The organism is Nonomuraea sp. NPDC050383, from assembly GCF_044459125.1.
In the GTDB taxonomy this organism is placed as follows: domain Bacteria; phylum Actinomycetota; class Actinomycetes; order Streptosporangiales; family Streptosporangiaceae; genus Nonomuraea.
Genome location: NZ_JBITIP010000004.1, coordinates 169,106 through 194,574 on the forward strand (window position 1 = coordinate 169,106; position 25,469 = coordinate 194,574).

General features: G+C 73.2%; 25 protein-coding genes. 7 read left to right on the forward strand and 18 right to left on the reverse strand.

Annotation, left to right across the window (positions count from 1 at the left end):
* Positions 1-13 precede the first annotated feature (13 nt).
* The 8 genes from ACIBG4_RS12230 to ACIBG4_RS12265 all read right to left on the reverse strand — a co-directional run bounded on the left by ACIBG4_RS12230 (position 14) and on the right by ACIBG4_RS12265 (position 8,319).
* Positions 14-886, reverse strand: a complete 873-nt coding sequence (locus ACIBG4_RS12230; protein WP_397201859.1) for an ABC transporter ATP-binding protein — start codon at positions 884-886, stop codon at positions 14-16.
* Positions 883-1,620, reverse strand: coding sequence for an ABC transporter ATP-binding protein (locus tag ACIBG4_RS12235; protein WP_310714622.1), 738 nt, complete (start codon positions 1,618-1,620; stop codon positions 883-885). The genes ACIBG4_RS12230 and ACIBG4_RS12235 overlap by 4 nt, the downstream gene beginning before the upstream one ends.
* Positions 1,617-2,468 (reverse strand): ABC transporter permease, encoded by an 852-nt coding sequence (locus ACIBG4_RS12240; protein ID WP_397201860.1) that lies wholly within the window; start codon positions 2,466-2,468, stop codon positions 1,617-1,619. Before ACIBG4_RS12240 ends, ACIBG4_RS12235 begins: the two co-directional genes overlap by 4 nt.
* Positions 2,465-3,481: an ABC transporter permease gene (locus ACIBG4_RS12245; RefSeq protein ID WP_397201861.1), complete on the reverse strand. Its 1,017-nt coding sequence runs from the start codon at positions 3,479-3,481 to the stop codon at positions 2,465-2,467. The genes ACIBG4_RS12240 and ACIBG4_RS12245 overlap by 4 nt, the downstream gene beginning before the upstream one ends.
* Positions 3,482-3,485: 4 nt before the next feature.
* Positions 3,486-5,120 (reverse strand): ABC transporter substrate-binding protein, encoded by a 1,635-nt coding sequence (locus ACIBG4_RS12250; protein ID WP_397201862.1) that lies wholly within the window; start codon positions 5,118-5,120, stop codon positions 3,486-3,488.
* Positions 5,121-5,144: 24 nt separating this feature from the next.
* Entirely contained in the window at positions 5,145-6,719 is a 1,575-nt protein-coding gene (locus tag ACIBG4_RS12255; protein ID WP_397201863.1) for a hydantoinase/oxoprolinase N-terminal domain-containing protein, read from the reverse strand.
* Complete coding sequence (locus ACIBG4_RS12260) at positions 6,712-7,815, reverse strand: DUF917 domain-containing protein (protein ID WP_397201864.1); 1,104 nt, start codon at positions 7,813-7,815, stop codon at positions 6,712-6,714. The genes ACIBG4_RS12255 and ACIBG4_RS12260 overlap by 8 nt, the downstream gene beginning before the upstream one ends.
* A gap of 69 nt (positions 7,816-7,884) precedes the next feature.
* Positions 7,885-8,319, reverse strand: a complete 435-nt coding sequence (locus tag ACIBG4_RS12265; protein ID WP_310714610.1) for an RpiB/LacA/LacB family sugar-phosphate isomerase — start codon at positions 8,317-8,319, stop codon at positions 7,885-7,887.
* 178 nt (positions 8,320-8,497) lie between these two features.
* Between ACIBG4_RS12265 and ACIBG4_RS12270 the strand changes: the two genes are divergently transcribed.
* From ACIBG4_RS12270 to ACIBG4_RS12280, 3 genes are all read left to right on the forward strand, one after another.
* Positions 8,498-11,050: a Tex family protein gene (locus ACIBG4_RS12270; protein WP_397201865.1), complete on the forward strand. Its 2,553-nt coding sequence runs from the start codon at positions 8,498-8,500 to the stop codon at positions 11,048-11,050.
* A gap of 202 nt (positions 11,051-11,252) precedes the next feature.
* The gene (locus ACIBG4_RS12275) at positions 11,253-12,281 is read left to right on the forward strand and encodes a hypothetical protein (protein ID WP_397201866.1); all 1,029 of its coding nucleotides are present in this window, start codon (positions 11,253-11,255) and stop codon (positions 12,279-12,281) included.
* Positions 12,282-12,366: 85 nt separating this feature from the next.
* Positions 12,367-12,510, forward strand: coding sequence for a hypothetical protein (locus ACIBG4_RS12280; protein ID WP_310717024.1), 144 nt, complete (start codon positions 12,367-12,369; stop codon positions 12,508-12,510).
* A gap of 105 nt (positions 12,511-12,615) precedes the next feature.
* Here the strand turns inward: ACIBG4_RS12280 and ACIBG4_RS12285 are convergent, their stop codons facing one another.
* The 7 genes from ACIBG4_RS12285 to ACIBG4_RS12315 form a co-directional block, all read right to left on the reverse strand.
* A complete protein-coding gene (locus tag ACIBG4_RS12285) occupies positions 12,616-13,029 on the reverse strand; it encodes a hypothetical protein (RefSeq protein WP_397201867.1) in 414 nt (137 codons plus the stop codon).
* Positions 13,030-13,122: 93 nt separating this feature from the next.
* Positions 13,123-14,043, reverse strand: coding sequence for an RNA polymerase sigma factor RpoD/SigA (locus tag ACIBG4_RS12290; protein ID WP_397201868.1), 921 nt, complete (start codon positions 14,041-14,043; stop codon positions 13,123-13,125).
* Positions 14,044-14,053: 10 nt separating this feature from the next.
* Entirely contained in the window at positions 14,054-14,440 is a 387-nt protein-coding gene (locus ACIBG4_RS12295; protein WP_310717030.1) for an STAS domain-containing protein, read from the reverse strand.
* Positions 14,441-14,481: 41 nt separating this feature from the next.
* Complete coding sequence (locus tag ACIBG4_RS12300; protein WP_397201869.1) at positions 14,482-15,456, reverse strand: phosphotriesterase; 975 nt, start codon at positions 15,454-15,456, stop codon at positions 14,482-14,484.
* Between the two features lie 77 nt (positions 15,457-15,533).
* Positions 15,534-17,006 (reverse strand): methionine--tRNA ligase, encoded by a 1,473-nt coding sequence (locus tag ACIBG4_RS12305; protein WP_397201870.1) that lies wholly within the window; start codon positions 17,004-17,006, stop codon positions 15,534-15,536.
* 186 nt (positions 17,007-17,192) lie between these two features.
* Positions 17,193-18,425, reverse strand: coding sequence for an APC family permease (locus tag ACIBG4_RS12310; protein ID WP_397201871.1), 1,233 nt, complete (start codon positions 18,423-18,425; stop codon positions 17,193-17,195).
* A gap of 109 nt (positions 18,426-18,534) precedes the next feature.
* The gene (locus tag ACIBG4_RS12315; protein WP_310717037.1) at positions 18,535-18,993 is read right to left on the reverse strand and encodes a universal stress protein; all 459 of its coding nucleotides are present in this window, start codon (positions 18,991-18,993) and stop codon (positions 18,535-18,537) included.
* 91 nt (positions 18,994-19,084) lie between these two features.
* Here ACIBG4_RS12315 and ACIBG4_RS12320 point away from each other — a divergent pair, with 91 nt between their 5' ends.
* Positions 19,085-19,450 (forward strand): hypothetical protein, encoded by a 366-nt coding sequence (locus tag ACIBG4_RS12320; RefSeq protein ID WP_397201872.1) that lies wholly within the window; start codon positions 19,085-19,087, stop codon positions 19,448-19,450.
* Here ACIBG4_RS12320 and ACIBG4_RS12325 read toward each other — a convergent pair.
* Together ACIBG4_RS12325 and ACIBG4_RS12330 are read right to left on the reverse strand one after the other, a co-directional pair.
* Entirely contained in the window at positions 19,411-20,076 is a 666-nt protein-coding gene (locus tag ACIBG4_RS12325; RefSeq protein WP_397201873.1) for a DUF998 domain-containing protein, read from the reverse strand. The genes ACIBG4_RS12320 and ACIBG4_RS12325 overlap by 40 nt on opposite strands.
* A gap of 192 nt (positions 20,077-20,268) precedes the next feature.
* Positions 20,269-21,195, reverse strand: a complete 927-nt coding sequence (locus ACIBG4_RS12330) for an anti-sigma factor RsbA family regulatory protein (RefSeq protein ID WP_397201874.1) — start codon at positions 21,193-21,195, stop codon at positions 20,269-20,271.
* A 335-nt stretch (positions 21,196-21,530) separates the two neighbouring features.
* On the opposite strand from ACIBG4_RS12330, the gene ACIBG4_RS12335 reads away from it, so the two are divergent.
* Positions 21,531-21,881, forward strand: a complete 351-nt coding sequence (locus ACIBG4_RS12335) for a hypothetical protein (RefSeq protein WP_397201875.1) — start codon at positions 21,531-21,533, stop codon at positions 21,879-21,881.
* 128 nt (positions 21,882-22,009) lie between these two features.
* On the forward strand, positions 22,010-23,488 hold the full coding sequence (locus ACIBG4_RS12340; RefSeq protein WP_397201876.1) for a DUF2079 domain-containing protein: 1,479 nt from the start codon (positions 22,010-22,012) through the stop codon (positions 23,486-23,488).
* On the opposite strand, the gene ACIBG4_RS12345 is transcribed toward ACIBG4_RS12340, so the two are convergent.
* Positions 23,464-24,600: a glycosyltransferase family 4 protein gene (locus ACIBG4_RS12345; RefSeq protein ID WP_397201877.1), complete on the reverse strand. Its 1,137-nt coding sequence runs from the start codon at positions 24,598-24,600 to the stop codon at positions 23,464-23,466. The two genes, ACIBG4_RS12340 and ACIBG4_RS12345, sit on opposite strands and share 25 nt — an antisense overlap.
* Positions 24,601-24,638: 38 nt before the next feature.
* On the opposite strand from ACIBG4_RS12345, the gene ACIBG4_RS12350 reads away from it, so the two are divergent.
* Entirely contained in the window at positions 24,639-25,457 is an 819-nt protein-coding gene (locus ACIBG4_RS12350) for a PIG-L family deacetylase (RefSeq protein ID WP_310717051.1), read from the forward strand.
* Positions 25,458-25,469 lie beyond the last annotated feature (12 nt).

Genomic DNA, 25,469 nt, shown 5'->3' on the forward strand with positions numbered 1-25,469 from the left:
CGGCCGCGCCCCATCAGGCGAGCAGCTCCTCGGCACGGTGGCAGGCCGCCCGGCGGCCCTCCCCCACGTCCCTGAGCTCCGGCGCCCGCTCACAGGCGGGCACGGCCAGGGGGCAGCGCAGCCGGAACGGGCACCCGGTGGCGGCCGGCCTCGCCTCGGTGCGCCCGCGCGCCCTGGGCGGCTCGCCGCCCAGCCTGGGCACGGCGTCGCGCAGGGCCAGCGTGTACGGGTGGGCCGGGCGCTCCAGCAGCTCGGCCGTGGGCCCCGACTCGACGACTCTCCCGGCGAACAGCACGTGCGCGGTACGGCAGAGCCGGCCCACCACGGCCAGGTTGTGGGTGATGAGCAGCCGCTCGGTGCCCAGCCCGGCGAGCAGGTCCAAAATTTTGGCCTGCACGGTCACGTCGAGGGCGCTGGTGGGCTCGTCGAGGATGAGCAGGCGGGGCGAGACGGCGAGCGCGCGGGCGATGACCACGCGCTGGCGCTGGCCGCCGGAGAGCTGGTGCGGCCGGCGCTCGGCCACGTCGGCGGGCAGCCCCACCTTCTCCAGCAGGGCGGGGACGCGGTCCCGCTCCTTGCGGGGCAGCGCCTCGGCGACCGAGGCGCCGACGCGCATGCGGGGGTCGAGGGCCTCGGCCTGGAAGACCGGCTGGACGTCCCTCCGAAAGCGCCTCATATCCGCTTTTTTCAGGTTCTGGGCGCCGTACCAGATGTGCCCGGACATGGGGGTCAGGAGGCCCAGGAACGCGCGCGCCAGCGTGGTCTTGCCCGACCCGCTCTCCCCGATCAGCCCCACCCCGCCCTCGGTGACGTCCAGGCTGACGTCGTGGACGACGGCCGTGCGGCCGTACCCGAGGGTCACGGCCTCCGCCCTCAGCACGGTCATGGCAGCGCCTCCAGCAGCTCGCGCGTGTACGGGTGGGACGGCGCGGACAGCACCCGGCCGGCCGGGCCGCTCTCCACGACCTCGCCGTCCTTCATGACCAGCACCCGGTCGGCGATCGTGGAGACCAGGGCCAGATCGTGGGAGACGAGCAGCAGCGCCAGCCCCCGCTCCTCGCGCAGCCGGCGCAGCACGCCGACCACCTCGGCCTGCACGGTCACGTCGAGGGCGCTGGTCGGCTCGTCGGCCAGGACGACCTCCGCGCCGAGCGCGATGGCCAGCGCGATGGCGAACCGCTGCGCCTGCCCGCCCGAGACCTCATGCGGGTAGCGGCGCAGGATCGCGGGGTCCAGCAGCACCGCCTCCACGGCCTCCGCCATGGCCTGGTCCGTCGCCGCCACGCCGTGCAGCCGCAGCGCGCGCCGCATGAGGACGCCCAGGCGGGTGGCCGGGCTGAGCGCGGCCTGCGGCGACTGCATGACCAGCGCCACCCGGGCGCCGCGGATCTCCCGGAGCCGGCGCGGCGGGGCGGTCAGCACGTCCACGCCGCAGACCCGTACCCGCCCGGACACCTCGGCGCCCTCGGTCAGCCCGAGCAGCGACAGCAGCGTGGTGGACTTGCCGGACCCGCTCTCCCCCACGATGGCCACGCACTCCCCCGCGCCCACGTCCAGCTCGGGCACGTGCGCGACCGTCCGCGTCCCGTACCTGACCCGCAGCTCCCGCACCTCGATCATCGGACGACCCTTCGCGGATCCAGGGCCGCCCGCAGCCCCTCCCCGAGCAGGTTGAAGGCGAAGGCCGTCACCAGGATCGCCAGGCCGGGGAAGGTGACGACCCACCAGTCGGTGGTGAAGTACGTCTGGCTCTGCTGCACCATCAGCCCCCACTCGGCCAGCGGCTCCTGCGCGCCCAGGCCCAGGTAGGACAGGGCGGCGCCGGTGAGGATGACACCGCCCGCGTCGAGCGAGACCTGGACGAGGACGGGGGTGAGCGAGTTCGGCAGGACGTGCCGGAGCACGATGAGCGGCGCGGGCACGCCCAGGCACCGGGCGGCGTCCACGTACGGCCGGGTGGCGATCGAGGCGGCGACGGAGGCCGCGAGCCGCGCGTACCAGGGCCACCACGTGGCCGCGATGGCCACGATGACCGTGGTGACGCTCGGCTGGAGCACCACCGCGAGGGCCAGCGACAGCAGCAGCGCCGGGAAGGCCAGGAACACGTCCGTGACCCGCATGATCACGTCCCGCACCCAGCCGCCCGCGTACCCGGCCACGACGCCCAGTGTCACGCCGATCACCGCCGAGACGGCCAGCACGGCGACGACGATGGTCAGCGAGGTGCGCCCGCCGTACAGGACCTGCGTCAGCACGTCGCGGCCCGCGCCGTCGGTGCCGAACCAGTGCGCGCCGCCCGGCGGCTGGAGGCTGTGCACGGGGTCGGGCGTGTTCTCCGGGTACGGCGCCAGCCACGGCGCGAGCACCGCCGACAGCACGATCACCACGACGATCGCGGCCCCCAGGACGGCCAGCCGGTCGACGCCCCCGCGGCCCTTGACGGAGACGACGGCGGAGACGGCGGTCACCGGAGCCTCGCCCTCGGGTCCACCACGCCCTGCAGCAGGTCCACGACCAGGTTGGCCAGCACGTACACCAGCGCCACCAGCAGCGTGACCCCGGCGATGGCGGGCGTGTCCAGGCTGCGGATCGCGTCGACCGCGTACCGGCCGAGCCCCGGCCAGTTGAACACCGCCTCGACCAGGAACCCGTTGACGATCGCGTACGCGAACACCAGGGCGATGAGCGACAGCACCGGGTTGAGCGCCGGCCGCAGGGCGAACCGGACCAGGATGGACGTCTCGCCGAACCCGAGGGCCCGCTCCAGCCGCGTGTGGTCCTGGCCGGCCTCCTCGATCAGCGCGGCCCGCGTCATCTGCGCGATCACCCCCGTCGGGTAGGCGGCCACGACGATCGCGGGCAGCACCAGGTGTTCGAGGGTGCTGGTGAGGATGGGCCAGTTGCCGGTGATGAGCGCGTCCACGACCGTGATGTTCGTCCAGAGCGTGAGCGGGCTGGTGGTGTCGAGCGCGGAGTCGTACTCGCCGGCGACCGGGAACCAGCCCAGGTTGCCGGCGAAGACCGTCTGCAGCGCCAGCGCGAGCCAGAACACCGGCACCGAGACCGACAGCATGCCGCCCACCCGTACCCCGAGGTCGGGGAGCCGGCTTTGGTGGCGGGCGGCGAGCACGCCCGCCGGCACGCCCACGAGGACGGCCATCAGCAGCGCCGCGCCGACCAGCTCGAGCGAGGCCGGGAACGCCACGTACAGGTCGGACAGGACGGGCCGGCGGGTCCGCAGGCTGGTCCCCCAGTCGCCGGTCGCCAGGTCCCTGACGTAGTTCCAGAGCTGCGCGGGCAGCGGGTCGTCGAGGCCGAAGCGCGCCCGCGCCTCGGCGAGCTGCTGCGGCGTGGCCTTCGGCCCGGCGAACGCCACCGCCGGGTCGCCCGGCACGAGCCGCATCACGACGAACGTCAGCACCACCACGCCGGCCACGACCAGGATCGCCTGGCCGAGCCGGCGGGCCACGTAGCGCGGCACAGGGTCAGCCGGCGGGCTTGAGGTCGTAGAAGAAGACCACGTTCGGGTAGGCCGGGTTGTCGGCGTAGCCCTGGACCGTGGCGGACAGCGCGCGCTGGTAGGTCTGCACGTACGGCACGGCCACCGCGGCCTGGTCCTGGATGATCTTCTTCTGGAGGTCGGCGTACGCCTGGTCCGCGGCGAGCGCGTCCGTGGCCGAGAGCTGCGGCAGCGCGTCGATGGCCTTGTCGATCTCCGCGTTCTTCAGGTACGACAGGTTGAACTGCGGCTGGTCGGCGCTCTTGAACACGTTGAGGAACCACGAGTACGCGTCGGGGTAGTCCGGGTACCAGTACATGACGAACAGGTCCTGGCCCTTCTTCTTGCCGAGGTCCCACTGGGCGTTCCAGGCCATCGGCTTGGCCTGGAGGGTGACGTTGAGCCGCTTGAGCGTCGAGCTGAGCAGCGTGACCAGCAGCTTCTGGTCCTCGTCGCCCTGCGCGTAGGTCATCGTCAGCTTGAGCTCCTCCAGGTCGGGCCCGTAGCCGGCCGCGTTGAGCAGCTCCTGCGCCCGGGCCAGGTCCTGCTTGGGCTCCATGCCGGCGACGTGGCCGAGCAGCCCGTCCGGCACCAGGCCCGACGCCTTGGTGCCCGCGCCCTTGAGGGCGGCGACCAGGCCGTCGTAGTCGATCGCGAGCTGGAGCGCCTGCCGGACCTTGACGTCCTTGGCGGGGCCGGTCGCGGTGTTGAAGAGCACGAGCAGGTTCTGGAAGGACGGCTTCTGCGAGCTCTGCACGCCCTCCGTCATGCCGGCCTGCTCGAACAGCTGCGGGTTGAGCCGCGGGACGAAGCTCACCTCGCCCTTCTGCAGGAGCTGCCAGGCCGTGGTGATCTCCGGGGTGACGCGGAAGGCCACCTTCTTGTACTGCTCCGGCTTCCAGCCGCCCCAGTAACCCTCGAACGCCTTGAGCGTGAGCTCGGTCTCCTTGCCCTTCTGCCAGGTGTCGATGGTGTACGGGCCGGTGCCGGCGTCGGCCTTGCCGTCCTTGAGCCGGTCCGCGGCGGCCGTGTCGTAGATGTAGGCGGCGTAGCCGGAGGAGGCGACGAGGTCGAGCGGGGCGGCGTACTTGAGGGTGAACCTCAGCGTCGAGGCGTCGACCGCGTCGATCGTCTTGACCGCGCCCCAGATGTACGCCGCACCGGAGTTGATCTTCATCGTGCGCTCGATGGCCTTCTTGGCCGCCTCGGCGTCGAGCGGCGCGCCGGTGTGGAACTTCACGCCCTGCCGCAGCTTGAAGGTCCACTCCTTGCCGCCGGCCGCCGACGTCCACTCCGTGGCCAGGCGCGGCACCGGCTTGCGCGCGTCGGCGTCGTACCGGGTGAGCCCCTCGTAGATGTTCGACATGGCGATGATCTCGTTGGAGTACGAGCTCGCCGGGTCCCAGTCGGTGACCACGTCGAGGTTCGGGGCGTAGACGAACGTGGCGTCGTTGGCCTGCCCGGCCGGTCGGCCGGTGCCCGGGCCCGCGCTCGCGCCCGTGCTCGTGCCCGGCTCGGGTGTGCCGCCGGCGCCACGAACCTGGCCGCCCGCGCACGCGGACGCGGTCATGGCGACGACTCCGGCTACTCCGGCGACGAGCAGCCGCTTGTGCCAGCGCATGGTGGGGGGATCCTTTCGGTTACGTCACCGGGCGAGAGGTCCGGCGGCTTTCACGTGTACGCGCACGGCGGGCTCGGAGAGGTAGCTCAGGGGCACCTCCAGCAGGTCCACGATCTCGACCCGCGAGGAGTCCGCGCCCGCGGCGACGGCTCGCGCGGCCGCCTCCTCCTTGACCCTTTCGATCGCTTTCGACCGGCTTTCGCCCGCAGGCAAGATCGTATCCACTCTGCCGCTCGCCAGCGCGATCGCGGCCCCCACGGCGTTGGCCACCTCGGCGTGGCGGGGCCGCACCACGCCGCTCACCCCGGCGACGCGCGGCGGCAGCAGGAACGCGCCGCCCCCCACCGCCACCAGCGGCCGGTCGGCCCGCCCGAGCGACATCCGGTCCACGGCGTCGGCCACCATCGCGTCGGCGACCGCCACGGCTCTTTCCAGGCCGTCCCGTCGCACCCCGTCGCCCAGCCGGGCGCGCCAGTCGTCCGCTCCCGGAGGGGTACGGCCGGCGGCCACCGCCGCGTCGGTCATGGTGACCGTGGAGCCGCCGAAGACCAGCGCCTCCTCGGTGATGCGGTATCCCACCGAGTCGGGCCCGACCTCCTCGCCCCGGACCACGGTCCCGCCGCCCAGCGCGATGGCCAGGATGTCCGGCATGCGGAAGTTGGTGAGCACCCCGCCGATCTCCACGGCCGCCGCCGACTCCCTCGGGAACCCGCCGGTCAGCACGCCGAGGTCCGTGGAGGTGCCGCCCACGTCGGCCACGACCGCCTCGGCCACGCCCGACAGGAACGCGGCGCCGCGCAGCGAGTTGGCCGGGCCGGAGCCGATGGTCGACACCGGCAGCCGCGCCGCGTGCTCCGTGGTCATCAGCGTGCCGTCGTTCTGCGCCAGGTACGGCGTGGCGGTCAGCCCGTGCTCGGCCAGGGCCCCGGCCAGCGCGCCGGTGACGTGCCCGGCCACACCGTACAGGGCGGCGTTGAGCACGGTCGCGTTCTCGCGCTCCAGCAGGCCCAGCGAGCCGATCTCGTGGCTGACCGACACGGGCAGCCCGTACTCGGCCGCCACCAGCTCCGCGACCGCCCGCTCGTGGTCGGCCGTGGCCGGGCTGAACACGCCCGTCACCGCCACCGCGTCCACCCTGGCCCCGTCCTTGCGCAGCCCGTCGAGGAACCGGCGGATCGCGTCGCGGTCGAGCGGGCCGATCTCGCGGCCGTCCACGTAGTGACCGCCGGGCAGCACGGCCTCACCGGCGGAGACGGCGGCGCGCAGGGCGGCGGGCCAGTCGGACAGCGGCGGCACGGACGTCGTGGCGGGCGCGCCCAGCCGCACCACCGCCACCCGGCCGAGACCGCGGCGCTCCAGGATGGCGTTCGTGGCGTGCGTGGTCCCCAGCATGACGCGGGTCACGTGGCCCTCCGCGTGCTGGTCCAGCTCGGCCAGGACCGCGCCGAGCGCCGCCCGCAGGCCGCTCGTCACGTCGGGCGTGGTCGGCCGCTTTGCCTTGGCGATCACCCGGTCGGCGGCGTCGAGCACCACCGCGTCAGTGTTCGTCCCGCCGACGTCGATCCCGACGCGCAGGGCTCCCCGAGCTCCGTCAACCACGCGGACCCTCCTTCACCGGCTCCTCCGCCGGGTCCTTCGCCAGGTCTTCGACCGGGGTGTAGTCGAGGTCGTAGCCGAAGGCCCGGGGACCGGCCGTCTCCAGGCCCCTCGGGGTGCGCCACAGCGGGTCGCACGGCCAGGCCAGCACCGTGACGCGCTGGCCGTACCGGAGCGACTCGGTCTGGATGGCCGCGGCCGTCTCGGTGTCGACCACCGTGATGAGGTCGGGCACCATGGCCATGATCCGGCCGCCGGCCGTGGCGACGAGGTTCTCGTTCTGCAGCTCAAGGGTCAGGGCCCGGCCGCGGTCGGCTCCGGTGCCCTCGACCGTCGCCGTGCCCCGCACGAACCCGCCCGTGGTGCGCCGCTCCACGTCCGCCAGCTTGCCGGTGATCAGCTCGTACGCCCCCAGCTCGCGCCGCAGCGCCTCCAGCGGGTCGCCCGTCCCCTCGGTGGCCCGGCCGACGGCCAGGGCCCGCGTGACCGTGCCCTCGATGACGGCGCCCCGCGCGCCCTCGGCGGTGAGCACGTAGTCGGCCATGAGCGCGTGCGACCCGGCCGCCACGCAGACCGCGCGGGCCAGCCGCTCCGACCACAGGCCGTCCACCGGCCTGATCGTGACGACGTTGCCCACGATGTCCGCCATGATCACCAGGTCGGCCGGCAGCCCCGCCACGTACATGGAGACCATCTGCACCTCGGGGAACGCCCGGCCCATGCCGTCGGCGTCCAGCAGCGGCAGGCCGAGCTGCGCCGCCCAGGCGACGGGCGCGACCCCGTTGGCCCCACCGATCTCCGACGACATGACCGCGGACGGCGGCCGGCCGAAGATCCGCTCGATCTCCTGGGCGATCCGCCGGGGCTCGTCCTCGCCGTGGATCATCTCGTGGCTGACCGTGGGCGCGCCGATGCCGGACAGCGGCACCACCAGGGCGTCATCCGGTAAGTCCGCCAGCCCGACGAGCGGCACGTCGCCGTACTCCTGGATCGCCCGCCGCGCCGCCAGCGCCCCGGTACGCACGTCGCCCCCGCCACCGGTGCCCAGCACGGCGCAGCCGCGGGCGAGAGCCGCGACGTCAGTCAGTTGAATCTTCATGAGGCGTCACAACCAAGCACATGGCACCACGTTGCCGCCAGTCCGAAACGCCCTATACGCGAGGAGAAGTCAGATTTCGTCGAGGTGGGAGACGTTCGAGCGGTCGGCGTCGTCCGTGCTGGGCTCGCCCGCGAACCACGCCTCCAGGATCTCGCCGAGCACCACCTCCGAGGTGAGGCGCAGGCTGAGGGCCAGCACGTTCGCGTCGTTCCACCTGCGGGCCCCGTCCGCGGTGTACGCGTCGGCGCACAGCGCCGCCCGGACGCCCGGCACCTTGTTGGCCGCGATGGACGCGCCCGTGCCGGTCCAGCAGCACACCACGGCCTGGTCGGCCCGCCCCTCGCCGACGTCGCGCGCCGCCGCCTCCGACGCCCACGCCCAGTCGTCGCGCCCGCCCGGGTCGAGCGCCCCGTGGACGATCACCTCGTGCCCGCGCCCGCGCAGCTCCTCCACCACCCGCTCCGCCACGCCGTCCAGGCTGTCGGCCGCCACCGAGATCCGCATCCCCCAGGTCTACCACCCGAGCCCCGTTTGATTCGGCTCGCCGCTGATCCGCGGGAAATCGTCGGTGCCTGCCTCTAGGGTGCTGGACGACGACCGGCGCGCCCTGGCGGCCCGCGCGGTCCCGGGGGACGGCCCCTTCCTGCACAATTGACCGGCGGGACCATCGAAAGGCAGGCAAGTGCTCTCTATTCACCAGCGGATCGCGGCTGAGCTCGGCGTGCGCGACGGGCAGGTGCTCGCGGCCGTCGAGCTGCTCGACGGCGGCGCCACGGTGCCGTTCATCGCCCGATACCGCAAGGAGGTCACCGGCGCCCTCGACGACGCCCAGCTGCGCACCCTGGAGGAGCGGCTGCGCTACCTGCGCGAGCTGGAGGAGCGGCGGACGGCCATCCTGGAGTCCGTCGAGTCCCAGGGCAAGCTCGACGACGAGCTGCGCGCCCAGATCATGGCGGCCGAGACTAAGGCCCGGCTGGAGGACATCTACCTCCCGTACAAGCCCAAGCGGCGCACCAAGGCGCAGATCGCCCGCGAGCTGGGCCTGGAGCCGCTGGCCGACCGGCTGCTCGCCGACCCGTCGCTCGACCCGGCGGCCGAGGCCGAGGGGTTCGTCACCGAGGGCGTGGCCGACGCCGGTGCGGCGCTGGAGGGGGCGCGGGCCATCCTGATCGAGCGCTTCGCCGAGGACGCCGACCTCATCGGGTCCCTGCGCGAGCAGCTCTGGACCCGCGGCCGGCTGGTGTCCAAGGTCCGCGAGGGCAAGGAGGAGGCCGGGGCCAAGTTCTCCGACTACTTCGAGTTCGGCGAGCCGCTCACCAAGCTGCCCTCCCACCGCATCCTGGCGATGTTCCGGGGCGAGAAGGAGGAGGTGCTCAGCGTCACGCTGGAGCCCGACGACAGCCCCGACTACGAGGGCCGCATCGCCACCCGCTTCGGCGTCTCCGACCAGGGCCGGCCCGCCGACCGCTGGCTGAACGAGACCGTCCGCTGGGCCTGGCGCACCCGCATCCTCGTCCACCTCGGCCTGGACCTGCGGATGCGGCTCTGGCAGGCCGCCGAGGACGAGGCGGTCCGGGTGTTCGCCGCCAACCTGCGCGACCTGCTGCTCGCCGCCCCGGCCGGCACGCGCACCACGATGGGCCTCGACCCTGGCCTGCGCACCGGCGTCAAGGTGGCCGTGGTCGACGCCACCGGCAAGGTCGTCGAGACCGCCACCATCTACCCGCACGAGCCCAAGCGGCAGTGGGACCAGTCGCTCGCGGTGCTCGGCGCGCTGGTGCAGCGGCACGGCGTCGAGCTGATCGCCATCGGCAACGGCACGGCCTCCCGCGAGACCGACAAGCTGGCCGGCGAGCTGGTCAAGCACATGCCGTCGGTCACCAAGATCGTGGTGTCGGAGGCCGGCGCGTCGGTCTACTCGGCCTCCGCCTACGCCTCGCAGGAGCTGCCCGAGCTCGACGTCTCGCTGCGCGGCGCCGTCTCGATCGCCCGCCGCCTCCAGGACCCGCTGGCCGAGCTGGTCAAGATCGACCCGAAGTCGATCGGCGTCGGCCAGTACCAGCACGACCTGGCCGAGACCAAGCTGTCCCGCTCGCTCGACGCGGTGGTCGAGGACTGCGTCAACGCCGTGGGCGTCGACGTCAACACCGCCTCCGCGCCGCTGCTCACCCGCGTGTCCGGCATCGGGTCCACGCTGGCCGAGAGCATCGTGCGCCACCGCGACGCCAACGGCCCGTTCCGCTCCCGTACGGCGCTGAAGGACGTCGCCCGGCTCGGGCCCAAGGCGTTCGAGCAGTGCGCGGGCTTCCTGCGGATCCCCGGCGGGGACGACCCGCTCGACGCCTCCAGCGTCCACCCCGAGGCGTACCCCGTGGTGCGGCGCATCCTCGGCTCGGTCCAGACCGACCTCAAGACGCTGATCGGCAACACCGCGGCGCTGCGCTCCATCAAGCCGCAGGAGTTCACCGACGACACGTTCGGCCTGCCGACGGTCACCGACATCCTGCGCGAGCTGGAGAAGCCCGGCCGTGACCCGCGACCGGCCTTCAAGACCGCCACGTTCAAGGAGGGCGTCGAGAAGATCTCCGACCTCCAGCCGGGGATGATCCTGGAAGGCGTGGTCACCAACGTGGCGGCGTTCGGCGCGTTCATCGACGTCGGCGTCCACCAGGACGGCCTGGCCCACGTCTCGGCCCTGTCCCGCACCTTCGTCAAGGACCCGCGCGACGTGGTCAAGCCGGGCGACATCGTCCGGGTCAAGGTGCTGGACGTGGACATCCCGCGCAAGCGCATCTCCCTCACGCTCCGGCTGGAGGACGAGACGACCACCTCCGGCGGCGAGTCCCGCGGCCCCCGTGGCCGCGCCGAGGGCGCACGGGGGGACGGGGGTGCCGGTGGCCAGGGTGCCCGTGGTCAGGGTGCCGGCGGTCAGGGCTCCGGTGGTGGGAGCGGTGGCCGGGGTGCCGGCGGCCGCGGCGGGAACGGCCGGAACGGCGGCGGCCGTGGCACGGGCGGCCGTGACGGCGGCGGCGCGCAGGGCCGCGACGGCGGCCAGGGTCGCGGTGGGGGTCAGGGCCGTGACGGCGGCCAGGCCCGTGACGGGCGTGACGGCGGCGCTCGCGGCCGCGACGCCGGCCAGCGTGGCCGCGGCGGCCAGCGCCCGGACCGCCCCGCCCCCTCGGGCGCCATGGCCGAGGCCCTCCGCAAGGCCGGCCTCACGGGCGACAACCGCTGACGTACGGCCGGGGGCGGGTCCGGCCACCCCCGGCCGGACGTCCCGTACGAGCCGGGGGCGGGTCCGACCGCCCCGGCCGGACGTCCCGTATGAGCCGGCGGCCGAGACCCTCGCGCGACTGGTGGACCTCGCGCGACGGTCTCGGCCTGACCGTGGCCCCGCCCCGCGCCGGCCATGGAGATCCGTGGACTACGGTCGGAGGGTGAGCACTCCAGCGTTTACGACGGCGGTCACCCAGGCGCGTGATCTGCTCAGGTGGCGTTCTCCCCTGCGCACCGAGCTGTGGGCGTCACGGCTCATGGGCGGGCTGGACCCCGCCGACGCGCGCGGGCTCGTGCGGGAGCTGGTGGAGGCGGGCACCCCGGAGGGCCGCCTCACGCTGGCCGCCCTCGCCGCCGTCGCGACCCCCGACGCCGTGGAGGCGCAGGCGGATGCCGCGCCCGCCGGCGAGCCGCCCCTCGCCGATCTGTACGCCGCGCACGGCGCCGAGGCCAGGGACGCGTTGCCCGGCTGGGTGGCGCGGATGGGGCAAATCGAGTGCGACGGAGCCTGGTACGGCAAGGCGGATCGCCACGGCCTCCAGGCGCTCGCCGCCCTGTCCTTCCACTACCGCTCCGGCAAGGAGCCGCACCTGCTCGTCGTCGCCGTCGACCAGGTCAACGGCGGCCTGGCGGTGGACGCGCTGGTGGAGGAGCGCAAGTTCCTCGACGACCTGAGCCTCGAACCGTCCGAGCCCCGGGCCGTGGCCGGGCGGATCCTGGACGCGGTGGAGCTCACGGACCGCGTCATGGGGGCGGCGGTCGCCGACACGTTCCCGGGCATGCGGCCGTTCGCGCTGGCCCGCGCCCGTTCTGTCCCCGATCCGGTACGGCCGGCTCCCGACGACACGCTCTCCCGCTTCCACGACCTGCCCGCCCTGCCGGGAGCCGAGGAGGCGTTCGCGAAGCTGGTGGAGTTCATCGGGGATCGTCCCCTGTGGTGGAGTCCGGGGAGGGTGTCGCAGTTCCTCACGTCGTGGCTGCCCCGGGAGGCGATCCTGTCGCCTGACGCGATCGCCGCCATGCCGGACGTGGTGCGCGCCTGGAGCCGCTTCGCCGGCGCGGACCCGGAGGTCCTGCGCCAGGTGGACGCCGACGCGCCCCGTCTGGCGGCGCTGATGGCCGACGAGTCCCTGGCCGGACTGGGCAAGCGCCTGGCCCGGAGCCGTCCGCGCGACGAGGACGAGGGCTGACCCCGGCCCTGTGGTCCGATCCCCGTCTCCTCCCACCGGGCAGGCGCGGGGGCGGTGCTGGACGGAGTGGCGGGCGTGGGCGGCTATGCTGCGCAGTGACGTGTACGCCGCCCCCCGGGGCGTGATGAGGGAGATCCGCGCGATGTACAAGGAGTTCGCTGCCGAGGCCGTGGTCTGGGTGGTGCCGATCGTGGTGCTGATCGGCCTGGCCCTGCTCGTCACCTCCTGACATGACGGCCAGGGGCCGAGCCGGTCTCGGACCCCTGGCTTTCCCGCCCGGTCCTCGGACCAGGCCGGCGATACGGCCGGTCGGCCGCAGCGGGTAGTACGCGTATCAGCGGTAGTACTCGTAGTGGACGACCGTGCCGGCGCGGGTGTCCCAGCGGATCTCGCCGTCGAGCCACCGCTTCCACATCGACGTCAGCTTGGCGGAGCGCACGGTGCAGCCCGCCCAGCGCTCGCGCTTGGCGCGGATGGTGCCCACATAGTCGTGGCACGAGCCGACCTTGGTCTTGTTGACCTTGAGCCGGGCGGTGAGCGAGACGTCGTACAGGGTCTTGCGCGAGATGTTGGTGATCTGGACCTTGATGCGGCACGTGTCCTTGCACCTGCCGAAGACGATCTTGTAGCGGATCAGATGCGCACTGGCGCCCGCATCCGCGGCCGCGGCCGGGACCGGTGCGGCGGACAGGAGCGTGGCGGACAGCAGCGTGGCCGATAAGAGCGTGGCCGAGAGACGGTTGCGCATGGCGCCCCCAGAGGCGACGAGCCCTCGCTTCCCCCGTCAGAAGCGACCTCAGGCCCTTCGATTAACCGTCACGGTCTCCACCGGGTCAACGCCTCACGACGCCCACGCCGTCACCGGGCTCCTGCGCCTGAGCCGCTTCAGCGCCTGCCGCTCCAGCTGGCGGACACGCTCGCGGGTCAGCCCCAGGTGGTCCGCGATCGTCCCGTACGTGGCGGCCTCGCTGCCCGCCAGGCCGTACCGCTGCCGGATGACGAACGCCTCACGGGGCGGGAGCGCGGTGACGAGCGCGCGCAGCTCCGCGCTGAGCGCCCGTTGCTCGGTGAGCTCCTGCACCTGCGGGCCGTTCTCGTCGACGATCATGTCGCCGAGGCTGCTCTCACTGTTCTCGCCGACCGGCAGGTCGAGGCTGACGGTGTCCCGGGCCAGGCGGCGCAGCGTGGTGACCTCGGCCACCGTGCGCCCGGCGACCTCGGCCAGCTCGGCGTCGCGCGGCTCGCGGCCCAGCTCGACGGCGAGCCGCCGGTCCAGCCGGGTCAGGCGCGACAGCTCCTCGCCGACGTGCGTGGGCAGCCGGACGGTACGACCCTTGTCGTGGATGCCGCGCTCGATGGCCTGACGGATCCACCACATCCCGTACGTCGAGAACTTGTAGCCGCGCCTGTAGTCGAACTTCTCCACGGCCCGGATCAGCCCGAGGTTGCCCTCCTGGATGACGTCGAGGAGGGGCAGCCCGCGCTGGGCGTAACGCCGGGCGGCGGCCACCACGAGGCGCAGGTTGGACCTGATGAGCACATCCTTGGCGCGCAGCCCCTCGTCCCGGATCTCGCACAGCTCGGCGAGGCTCACCGCCTCGTACGCGCCGTCCCGGTGCGGGCGACGGGTGATCAGGTGGCCGGCGTACAGGCCGGCCTCGACGCGCCGGGCGAGCTCGACCTCGTCGGCGGCGGTCAGCAGCGGGATACCGCCGATCTGCTCCAGGTAGACACCAAGAAGGTCGGGCTCGTGGGCCGGCATGCCATCGCGACTACCCCGTGAACGGCGGTGAATTCCCCGGTTCGCTGAGTTCGGCGATGGCCAGCTCGGCCGTGCTGCGGATGTCGAAGAACTTGTCCAGCGCGGTGATCGCGAACAGGTGCTTGCACCTGCCGTTCAGCCCGGCCAGCAGCAGCCGGCCGCCGGACGCGGTGACGGCCTTGTGCACGTAGACGAGCACCGACAGGCCGGACGAGTCGCACACCTCGACGCCCTGCATGTCGATGACCAGCATCGGCGGCTGCGTGAGATCGAGCGCCTTGGTCACGCGATCGCGCACTTCGGCGGCTGAGGCGAAATCGAAGTCTCCTGTGAGCCTCGCGATGACGCATGGGCCCTGGAGCCCCAAGCTGATCGACAAGGCTTGCTCCGAGGTCACCCAGCTCCACCTACCCGCGTTGTGTTACCAATCCCGCTACTTTACGCAAAGTAGCTTCTCGGGTTATACACCAGCATTTGGTCGATATGCCGCTGCGCCACGCCCGATTCCAGCAACATTGCCAAGACCTGATCGTGAATGTGATCGTATCGCCAGTTTGGGGCGATGGTGGCCAGGTCGTCGTCCCAGGCCGCGCCGAAGTAGTCCATGAAGCACGCCGTGTCGTGGCTGAGCACCATCCGGTCGGCGTACCCGCGACGGCACAGCTCCGCGATGGTGGCCACGCGCTGCTCGGTCGAGTTGTACAGGTCCAGGCCGAACCGGTCCATGCCGAGCGTGGCGCCCGTGTCGGCCAGGCTCATGAGGTGGTCGAGGTCGTTGGAGTCGCCGGCGTGGCCCACGACCACCTTCGTCAGGTCCACGCCCTCCTTGGCGAACAGGTCGAGCGCGATCGTCCCGGTGCGCGCCCCGGCGTTCGTGTGCACGGTGATCGGCGCGCCCGTGCGCAGGTGCGCCTGGGCGACGGCCCGGCAGATGCGCTCGACGCCGGGCGTCAGCCCCTTCTCCTCGACCACGCACTTGAGGAACGCCGCCCGCACCCCGGTGTCGGCGATGCCCACGGTCAGGTCGCGCACGAAGTCGTCCACCATCGGGTCCGGGCCGTCCAGGAGCAGGCCGGGGCCGCGGTGCTCGTACTGGTGCGGCAGCTCCTCGAAGCAGTAGAGGCCGGTGGCGACGACGATGTGCAGGTCCGGCACGCCGGCGGCGACGCGCTGGATGCGCGGGATGTACCGGCCGAGGCCCCACACGGTCGGGTCGACGATGGTCCGCACGCCCTTCGCGGCCAGCGCGTTGAGCTTGCGGATCGCGTCGGCCACGCGGAACTCCTCGTCCCACCAGACGCCCCGGCCGTAGTTCTCCAGGTGCTCGGGCGAGAGGACGAACACGTGCTCGTGCATCAGCGTCTGCCCGAGATCGGCGGCCTCGACGGGGCCCCGCACGGTGGGGACGGGCATGGTCACCTCCATGCCGGCCGGCCGGTACGCGCTCACCCGAGCGCCGCCCACACCGTCCAGGCCGTGCAGGCGCCAACCTAGGCGCGTCCCGGAAGCCGGTCAACGTCCGAACCGGCGAGGCGGGGGAACAGCGGGCGGGGCGCGGGCAGCCGCTCGCCGCTCACGGCCGCCGCCACGCGCGCCGCCGCCGAGGGCAGGAAGGGCTCCAGCCGTACGGCCAGCGTCCGGCAGGCGGCCACCAGCGCGGCCAGCGACGCCTCCCGATCGGCCGGCTCCTGCTGCCACGGCCTGACCCGCTCGACGTACGCGTTCGCCGCCGCCACGATCTCCTGAACCGCCGCGGCGGCCCGCCGGAAGTCGAAGTCCTCCAGCGCCTCGTCCACGAGCGCGCCCGTCCGCTCCTCGACCTCCGCGAGCGCCCGCTCCGCCTCCCCGGCCAGGCCCGGCAGATCTTCCCGATCGGTCACGTGGCCGTCCTGGAAGCGATGGACCATCGTGACGACCCGGTTGACCAGGTTGCCGACGCCGTTGGCCAGGTCCTCGTCCGCGCGGGCGACCAGCCGTTCCTCGGTGAAGTCGGCGTCACCCACGCGCGGCACCTCCCGCAGCAGCCACCACCGCACGGCGTCGACGCCATAGGCCCGCACGAGCGCCACCGGGTCCACGGTGACCCCGGACGACTTGCTGATCTTGCGCCCGCCGGCCGTCAGGTAGTCGTGGACGACGATGTCGCTCGGCAGCGGCAGCCCCGCCGACAGCAGCATCGCGGGCCAGTACACCGCGTGGAACCGAATCACGCCCTTGCCCACCAGGTGGATCTTGCGGGGCTCCCGCACCCACCAGCGGTCGTAGTCGTCCTCCAGGGCGGTGACGTAGTTGGCCAGGGCGTCCCACCACACGTACACCACCTGATCCGGATCGCCCGGCACGGGGATGCCCCAGCCGCGGGCGCGGGCGGCGGAGCGCGAGACACTGAGGTCCTCCAGGCCGCCCCGCAGGAACGCCAGCACCTCGTTGCGCCGCGCGGCCGGCTCGACCCGCAGCCGCCCGCTCTCGACGAGGTCGATCAGCCGCTCGCCGTAGCGGGACAGGCGGAAGAACCAGTTCTCCTCCGCCACCCGCTGCAACGGCGCCTCGTGCCCCTCCGGGCATGGCCCTTCCGGGTAGAACTGCTCGCAGCCCACGCAGTAGAGGCCCTCGTAGGAGCGCCGGTAGAGGTCGTGGGAGACGGCCTTCCAGATCCGCTCGACGCCCGCCCGGTGGCCGGGATGGCGGCTGGTCCTGACGAAGGCGTCGAACGACAGCTCCAGTGGCTCGCGCAGCGCCTCGAAGGCCGCCGCGTTGCGGTCCACCAGCTCCCGCACCGGCACCCCCTCGGCCTCGGCGGCCAGGACGTTCTTGAGCGAGTTGTCGTCGGTGCCGGTCTGGAACCGCACGGGCTCACCCCGCCCGCGACGGTGGCGGGCGAGCACGTCCGCCTGCACGATCTCCAGGGCGAACCCCAGGTGCGGGCGGGCATTGACGTAGGGAATCGTGGTCGTGACGTACATCCGGAACCTCCCATGGGGCCGGACATGACGAAGGCCCCGGTCAGCGGGGCCTCGACAGGACGCGGACGATGGACCCCCTAGGGGGCGGTCATCACCGTGCGCAGCGTCATGCCGCCGATCCTAACGCCCCGCCCGCCGCGCCGGCTCGCCCTTTTTCCGGACCGCGTACGTCACGCGTCTCCAGGCTCACGTGCGGCGGTGGACGAGCGCCCGGACGCCTGCCCCCACGGCGAAGACCGCCAGGCCCGCCGCCACGGAGACCGGCGGCAGGGTGGCGGCGAGCAGCAGGCACAGGAGGAGACCCGCCACGGGGACGATCCTGGGCGGGGCGCCCTCCTCCTGCGACAGGGTGAGGGCGGCGGCGTTGGCGATCGCGTAGTACACCAGCACCCCGAACGAGGAGAACCCGATCGCCCCGCGCAGGTCCGCCACCAGCACCAGCAGGACCACCGCGACGCCCACGGCGAGCTCGGCGCGCCGGGGCACCCGCCGTACCGGGTCGACCGCGGACAGCACGTGCGGCAGGTCGCGCTCGCGCGCCATGGCCAGCACCGTACGGGAGACGCCGAGCACGAGGGCGAGCAGCGCCCCGAGCGCCGCCACCGCCGCGCCGGCCGTCACCACGGGCCGCAGCCCGCCGAAGCCCGCCGCCGTCACCACCTCCGCCAGCGGGGCGCCGGAGGCCGCCAGCCGCGCGTGGCCCAGGACGTGGAGGGCGGCCACGGCCACCAGGACGTAGACGGCGAGTGTGACGCCGAGGGCGATCCCGATCGCGCGGGGGATGGTCCGGCCCGGGTCGCGTACCTCCTCGCCCAGGGTGGCGATCCGGGCGTACCCGGCGAACGCGAAGAACAGCAGCCCGGCCCCCTGGAGCACCCCCCACAGGCCGGGCGTCATCGGGTTCTGCCCGCCCGGGGCAGGCGGGGCGGCGAGCAGGCCGGTGGCGATGACCGCCGCGAGGACGGCCAGCACGAACGCCACCATCACCCGCGCCGCCACGGCGGATCGTTGCACGCCGTACAGGTTGAGCACGGTGACCGCCACGACGGCGGCGACGGCGAGCGGTCTGGCGAGGCCCGGCGCCACGTAGGCGCCGAAGGTCAGCGCCATCGCGGCGCAGGAGGCCGTCTTGCCGACCGTGAAACCCCAACCGGCCAGGTAGCCCCACAGCGGGCCGAGCCGCCGCCGGCCGTAGACGTAGGTGCCCCCGGACTCGGGATGGAGGGCGGCCAGGCGGGCCGAGGACGTGGCGTTGCAGTAGGCGACGACGGCCGCCAGTGCCAGGGCGGCGAGCAGCCACGGCCCGGCGGCGGCGGCCGCCGGCGCGAACGCGGCGAACACCCCCGCGCCGATCATCGCGCTCAGCCCGACGACGACCGCGTCCCCAGTGCCGAGCCGCCGCGCCAGCCCCTCCGCCACGTCGCTCCTCCCTCGACGGGAGCCGCTCGGCCCCGCGCCGCCTCCGCCCCACGCCTCCGGCCCACGCCGCCGACATTCTCGCATCGGCACAGGACCGGCGGCGGGCGGGTCAGGAGTCCGTGTGCGGGGACGGGACCACCAGGACGGGCCTGGTGGCGTGGTGCAGCACGCGGTCCGACGTGCTGCCCAGCAGCAGCGACCGGATCCCGCCCATGCCCCGCGTGCCCGTCACGATGAGCGTGGCGCCGATGTCCTCGGCCACGTCCACGATCGCCGACCACACGGACAGCGCGTCGGTCGCCACCCGGTGCGTGGCCTCCAGTCCCGCCTCCCGCGCGAGCCTGGCCCCCTCGGCCGCCAGCTCCGTCATGGACTGCTCGATCGCGTCGTCCTCCGCGCTCGTGTCTCCCACCGCGACCACAAGCCCCGCCGACGCGCGCGCCGACGTCATCGCCGCCCGCTCCCACACGGTCAGCACCACGGCCGGCTGCCCCTTCAGCAACGTCCCGGCGAAGGCGATCGCGGCCTTGGCGTCCTCGGACCCGTCATAGGCGATCAGCACGCTCATCTCGACATCTCCTCATCAGATCCGTTCGGTCGGACCGTGCTTCTACCGCTGGACGGCCGTTTCACGCCTGCCGGGCGGGTAGCTCCTCGTCATGACGGTGACGAGGTTCCAGGATCTGCCGCTGGCCGACCGCGACCGCGCGTGGGACGCCGCCGCGGCCGAGAAGCGGGTGCGGAAGTGGGCGGGCGCGGAGGACGCGCCGACCGACAAGTACCGGCAGGCGCACATCTGGTACGACGGCGACGACGCCGGCGAGTTCGGCGCCTACAAGCTGCCGATCGCCGACGTCGTCGGGGGTGAGCTGAAGGTGGTGCCGCGGGCCGTCATCGCCGCGGCCGGGGTCGTGGACGGCGCCAGGGGCGGGGTCCGCCTGCCCGAGGAGGAGGTGTCCCGGGTCAAGGCGCACCTCGCCAAGTACTACGCCAAGATGGGCGACACGCCGCCCTGGGACCGCTGAACCGCCTGCTGGGCCGCCGTCCGGGCCGCCTGCTGGGGCAGTGCCCGCAGCATCGACAGGCCGGCCAGGGCGAGCACTCCCAGCTCGGAGACGACCACCACGCGCTGGGTCAGCCCGGCCGGGACCTCGTCGTCGGCCAGCGGGATCCCGCACATCCGCACCACGTAGGGGATCACGACGAGCAGGAGCGCGCCGAGCGCGATCGCGCTCAGCACCCGCACCGCCACCGCGTACCGGGCGCGGGTCCTGGCCCACAGCATCCCGGCCGCCGGCATGGCGAGGAACGCGGCGAAGGCGGCGTACCGGTGGATGCCGCCCGACAGCGACAGCGGCACGCCCGGCCGGTCCGTCGGGAACGCCCCGATGAGAAAAATGCTGACCGCCCACGCCACCACCAGCACCACGACGCCGCCGTTCGCGCCGGCCCGGCGCAACCCTTCGGCGGTGAGCGCGCCGCCCACGGCGAACAGCGTCAGCGACGTGGGCAGCAGCCAGCCTCCCGGGGCGAAGGCGTACGAGCTGATCACGGTGTGCATCGGGTCGAGCCCGGTTCGCGCGTGCAGGGCCAGCATGGCGCCCGCCCCGGTGCCGATGGTGGAGAGTCCGCTCACAAGCAATGCCTTCATGCTTCAAAGCTCGTGGAATGCGGCGTTGCGGAACATCGGAGATCAGCCCGAACCGGCCCTGAACGTCCCCCTAATACCTTGGTCGGGGCGCCCCTGGGAGGGGGCCGGTGACCTGGGCGGACGTCACCCCGATGGGGAGGGCCTCCTCAGGGTCGGTAGGGCGGGCCTCACCCGGGACGCCCCACCCGGGGATCAGCGGGCCGGGACGTCGAAGTAGGTGCGGATCGTGGTGCCGCCGGCCCGTGTGTGGAGCCGTACGAGATCGCTCAGCAGGTTGACGATGAGCAGCCCGCGCGAGCCCGCGACGCGCGGATCGACCGGCCGGCGGCCGGCCAGCGGGTCGGTGATGTGCCCGGCGTCGCTGACCTCGCACACCAGCCGGCCGTCCTCGACCCAGACCCGGATGTCGCCCGCGCCGCCGCCGTAGTCGAGGCTGTTGGCGCCCAGCTCGGCGACGACCAGGCGGATGTCGTCCAGGCGGGTGCCGTCGAAGCCCAGCTCGGCCGCCCGGCCGGCGGCGAGGGTGCGGGCCGCCGCGAAGTTGTCGCGGTCGAAGCGGAGGGCGGCGAAGTCGGCGGGCTCGTCGAAGGGCCGGTTGTGCTCGCGCACGACGTGGTCGGGGTCGTAGGCGGCGCTGGCCCGCTCACCGTCGCCGTCCTGGAGCACCGGGTGGGTCAGCTCGGCCTCGCGCAGAACCCGGGGGTCGAGCCGCTCGGCGTCGTAGGGGCACAGGATCGTGACGTTCCGCCCGGTGAAGGCATGGTTGATCAGCGCCTCGTGCTGAGCGCAGGCGGGGTACTCGGTGGCGCTGCGGCCGGCCCAGATCGGCTCGCCGATGATCCGCACGTGCCTGTCGGTGTGGCGGTCGGCGAAGGAGCGCAGCACCGAGGGGATGATGCGGCCGGGGTTGCGGCCCGCCTCCTCCATGTCGAGGAGCAGCACGTCGGCCGCGTCGGAGCCGAGCCCGCCCTCGATGAGCTTGAGATTGGCGGCGGGGACCGCGACGGCCACCGGCTCGTCCGCGGCCAGACCCGCGCGGATGAAGGCCGTGGTGGCAGCGACGTACTCCCGGTCGCCTCGGTAGTAGAGGGCCGGGTGCACGAATGGATCTGCCAGCATCACCTGTCACGGTACCCGCTCATGAGGAGTTCAAGGCACTCCGATGGGTATCCCTCGGTTGTGAAGAGAGCCCAGATCGTGCAACGCCCCCGTCCGGCGCAGCAGCCGGCCCCCCTCGACCTGCGCACTCCGTCCGGCCGGAGGCTGCCGTTCTGAGGCCGGGACCATGTCGGTGACAGGCCCGCGCGTAGGCCCGTGAGGGCCTCGGGTCACCGGGACGCCCAGCGGTGACAGCGGTGTGCAAGTGGCGATCAAGGCAGGGCCCATACTTTTGCTTCATCCGCAAAAGCAAAGAAGGGCCTGAAATGAACACCCCTCGCCGTCGCATCGCTCTCATGGTCGCGACGCTCTCCCTTGCCGGCCTCACCACCGCCTGTGGCGCGATCGGCAACGCTGTCGACTGCAACCAGGTCGGCAACGATGTCACCAAGATCATGAATGACTTCAGCGGCTCGATGACCAAGGTCGCGACCGACCCGAAGGCGCTCGAGACCGCCGGCGACGAGGCCGCCTCCAAGGTGAAGACCCTCGCCGGCAACTACGACGGAGAGCTCGCCGCCGCCCTGAACGACCTGGCCAGCGGCCTGGACGGGCTCAAGATCGACTCTGAGAACCCGACCGCGACCATGGAGTCGGTGCAGAAGATGCAGGGCTTCGTCACGAAGATCCAGAGCGCCTGCTCCTGATCCGGTCTCCGGCCGTCGCGACGCCTGCGGGGGGCAGTGCGATCGCGGCGGCCGGTCCGTTTCCGCAGGGGCGACGGAGCCACGGCAACCGCCGCATGTCCCGAAAAATCCGTCTACTCTTGCTGCCCGTGACGGGCGACGCGCCGGCGGGCGAGACCGAGGCGGCCCCCGCCACCCCTTCCCTCTGGAAGCTGTGGCTGAGCGATCACCGGCTCGGCGTGGGCCTGATCGCCCTGCTGTCCACCACCGCCTACGCGGCCGTCGGCCTGGTCAAGCTGGCCACTTTCCGCGCCTCCGTCTTCGACCTGGTCATCTTCGATCAGACGGTGCGCAACTACTCGCACTTCCGCCTCCCGTACGCGCCGGCGGTCGGCGCCATCCACGGCCGGGGGCTCGACTACCTGCAGCTCGCCGACCACTTCTCCCCCGCGTACGCGCTGCTCGCGCCGTTCTACTGGGTCCACGACGGGCCGGAGTCGCTCGTCGTCGCGCAGGCGCTGCTGTTCGCCGCGGCGATCCCGTTCGTCTGGCTGTTCACCCGCCGGGTGCTCGGCACCGGCCCCGCCTACCTCGTCGCCGTCGCGTACGCGCTGTCCTGGCCCGTGGCGCAGGCGATCGCGTTCGACGTGCACGAGGTGATGTTCGTCCCGCTGCTCACCTCGATCATGATCGAGCGCTACCACGCGGGCCGGTCGCTGCCGGCGTTCGCGGCGATGGGCGGGCTCCTCCTGGTCAAGGAGGACATGGGCCTGATGGTGATCGGGTTCGCCCTCTACCTGTTCGTCACCGGCGACCGCTTCCGCGGGGTGTGCTGCGCGGCGATCGGCGTCGGCGGCGTGCTGCTCGCGCGCGGGGCGCTCATCCCCATGCTGGGCGGCAGCGCCGACGACTTCTGGGCGTACGGCCACCTCGGCCCGGACGTGCCGGGCGCCCTGCTGACGCTGCTGCGGGACCCCGTCGCCGCGATCCTGCTGCCGTTCAGCGACGAGGCGAAGGTGGACACGCTCTTCCTGATGGCCTGGCCGACGCTCCTGCTGTGCCTGCTGTCGCCCCTGTCGCTGGTCGCGCTGCCGCACGTGCTCGAACGCATGCTGGCGGACCGGGCCCTGTGGTGGCAGGCGGACTTCCAGTACAACGCGTTCACCGTGGTCATCCTGCTCTGCGCGGGCGTGGACGGGCTGGCCAGGCTGCTGCGCCGGCTCCGGCGGCCCGACGACCGGCCGCTGCGGCTGGCCTGGGCGTTCGGCGCCTGCGTGGTCGCCGTGACGCTCGTCCCCCGCTTCGCGCTGGACCAGCTCTACCATCCCGACTTCTACCGGGGCGACCAGGTCAAGGTGGCCGCGGCCCGGGAGGCGGTGGCGAAGGTGCCGGCCGGCGTCGTCGTGGAGGCCGCCAACTCGGTCGGGCCCGCGCTCAGCGCCCGTACCACCGTCCTGCTGTGGACCGGGCAGCCGCACGGCGCCCCGTGGGTGGTGGCGGACACGGCCCGCTGGGAGTTCCCGTTCGGCTCGGCCGAGGAGCAGGCGGCGCAGGTGGGGCGGCTGGAGGCGGAGGGCTACCGGAGGGTGTTCGAGCGCGACGGCTACGTGGTGCTGAACCGTCCCTGAGCGGCCTCCGCGTACGCGCGGTCGAACCCCTCCAGGACGGCGGGCCAGGTGCCCGCCGTCGGCGGGGTGGCGCGGTTGTGCGCGGTGATCCGGTCGCGCAGGCCCGCGTCGGCGCACAGGCGGGCCACCGCCGCCGCCATCTCGCCGAGGTCGCGGCCGAGCAGCCCTTCCGTGCCGTTCCGGACGAAGTCGGCCACCCCGCTCTGCGCCCGCGCCACCACCGGCAGACCGGCGGCGCGGGCCTCCAGCGCGGCGATGCCGAACGACTCGCGCGGCGCCGGCGCCACGAACACGTCGGCCGACTCCAGCACCTTGGCGATCTGCTCGCGCGTGTGGCGGCCGGGCAGCGACACCCAGCCGGTCATGCCGTGCCGGGTGAGGTAGCGCTCCATGGAGCCGCGCGCCGGCCCGTCGCCGATCACGGTGGCGCGCAGCGGGACGGCCGCCGGGACCAGGGCGCGCACGCGGCCGAGCAGCCGCAGCAGCCGCACCGGCTGCTTGCGCGGCGCCAGCCGGCCCACCGCGACGATGTGCACCTCACCGTGCTTCCCGAGGCCCGCGCCCGCCTCGCCGAGGTCCGCCTCGGGCTCGATGACGGCCGTGCCGGACCGCCACGCCGACAGGTCGAGGCCGTTGGAGACGACGTGCACGGGCACGCGGCCGCCCGCGACCGCGCGGATCGGCGCCGCCGCGGCGTTGCTCACCGTCGTGGCCACCAGACCCCAGCGCTGCCAGCCGTACGCCAGACGCAGCAGCCGGTACGCGGCCCGCGTGAGCGGGTCCCACATGCTGTGCACGGTTACCACGCACGGCAGCCCGGCGCGCACGGCCGCGCGCACGCCCATCCAGGCGAACGGCGAGACCGCCCCCGTGTGGACGTGCACCACGTCGGGCCGCGACGCCGTCATCCGCCGCGTGAGATGTCCCACCCCCGCCGGGTGCACGGGCAGGTCGAAGGGCATCGGGGCGACGATCCGGTGGACGCCGGGCAGCGCCTCGCCCCGGGTGGCGGTGGCCACCTCGACCTCGTGGCCGGCCCGCCGCTGCATCCGCACCAGATCGGCGACCTGAACCTCGATCCCCCCGAGCCGCGGCAGGTAACAGTCACTCACGTGAAAGATCCGCACCCCTCCCAGACTAATCTGGGCCTGTGCCTCCACGTACCGCTGTGTTCTTCCACGCCCATCCCGACGACGAGGCCCTGCTGACGGCGGGCACGATGGCGATGCTCGCGGCCGAGGGTCACCGCGTGGTGCTCGTGGTGGCGACCGCCGGCGAGCGCGGCCTGGCCGAGATGGAGCCCGGCGACGAGCTGGGCCGCACCCGGATGGAGGAGCTGTACGAGTCCGCCGCGCTGCTCGGGTGCGCCCGCGTGGAGTGCCTGGGCTACGGCGACTCGGGCCTCAGCCCCAAGGGCGGCGTGGCCGACGAGCGGCCCGACAACGCCTTCATCGACGCCGACTCCGAGGAGGCCGCCGGCAAGCTCGCCGCCATCCTCCGGGAGGAGGAGGCCGACCTGCTGTCGATCTACGATCCGGCGGGCGGCTACGGCCATCCCGACCACGTGCAGGTCCACCGGGTGGGGCGGCGGGCCGCGGAGATCGCGGGCACGCGGATCGTGCTGGAGGCGACGGTCAACCGCGACCCGCTGGTCAGGCTGCTGCGCCTGGCGGGCAAGGTCTACCGGTTCCCGCCGGAGTTCGACGTGCGCACGTTCGAGAGCGCGTACTCGCCCGGCGAGGCCATCACCCACCGGGTCAACGTCCGGAAGTACACGAGACAGAAGCGGGCGGCCATGGCCGCGCACGCCTCCCAGGCGAGCGGCGGCGACGGCGACCGCACCCTGGCCGTGCTGCTGAAGGTCCCCGGCCCGCTCTACCGCCTCGTGTTCGGCACGGAGTGGTACGTCCGCCGCGACGTCCCGGCCGGCACCCGCCTGCGTCATCCTCTGGACCCGTGGCCGAGTTGACACCTGCGGATG

Coding starts and splice junctions, on each gene's coding strand:
- ACIBG4_RS12230 (WP_397201859.1), bottom strand. CDS start 886: ATGACCGTGCTGAGGGCGGAGGCCGTGACCCTCGGGTACGGCCGCACG.
- ACIBG4_RS12235 (WP_310714622.1), bottom strand. CDS start 1,620: ATGATCGAGGTGCGGGAGCTGCGGGTCAGGTACGGGACGCGGACGGTC.
- ACIBG4_RS12250 (WP_397201862.1), bottom strand. CDS start 5,120: ATGCGCTGGCACAAGCGGCTGCTCGTCGCCGGAGTAGCCGGAGTCGTC.
- ACIBG4_RS12260 (WP_397201864.1), bottom strand. CDS start 7,815: ATGAAGATTCAACTGACTGACGTCGCGGCTCTCGCCCGCGGCTGCGCC.
- ACIBG4_RS12265 (WP_310714610.1), bottom strand. CDS start 8,319: ATGCGGATCTCGGTGGCGGCCGACAGCCTGGACGGCGTGGCGGAGCGG.
- ACIBG4_RS12280 (WP_310717024.1), top strand. CDS start 12,367: ATGCTGCGCAGTGACGTGTACGCCGCCCCCCGGGGCGTGATGAGGGAG.
- ACIBG4_RS12285 (WP_397201867.1), bottom strand. CDS start 13,029: ATGCGCAACCGTCTCTCGGCCACGCTCTTATCGGCCACGCTGCTGTCC.
- ACIBG4_RS12290 (WP_397201868.1), bottom strand. CDS start 14,043: ATGCCGGCCCACGAGCCCGACCTTCTTGGTGTCTACCTGGAGCAGATC.
- ACIBG4_RS12300 (WP_397201869.1), bottom strand. CDS start 15,456: ATGCCCGTCCCCACCGTGCGGGGCCCCGTCGAGGCCGCCGATCTCGGG.
- ACIBG4_RS12305 (WP_397201870.1), bottom strand. CDS start 17,006: ATGTACGTCACGACCACGATTCCCTACGTCAATGCCCGCCCGCACCTG.
- ACIBG4_RS12315 (WP_310717037.1), bottom strand. CDS start 18,993: ATGAGCGTGCTGATCGCCTATGACGGGTCCGAGGACGCCAAGGCCGCG.
- ACIBG4_RS12320 (WP_397201872.1), top strand. CDS start 19,085: ATGACGGTGACGAGGTTCCAGGATCTGCCGCTGGCCGACCGCGACCGC.
- ACIBG4_RS12325 (WP_397201873.1), bottom strand. CDS start 20,076: ATGAAGGCATTGCTTGTGAGCGGACTCTCCACCATCGGCACCGGGGCG.
- ACIBG4_RS12330 (WP_397201874.1), bottom strand. CDS start 21,195: ATGCTGGCAGATCCATTCGTGCACCCGGCCCTCTACTACCGAGGCGAC.
- ACIBG4_RS12335 (WP_397201875.1), top strand. CDS start 21,531: ATGGTCGCGACGCTCTCCCTTGCCGGCCTCACCACCGCCTGTGGCGCG.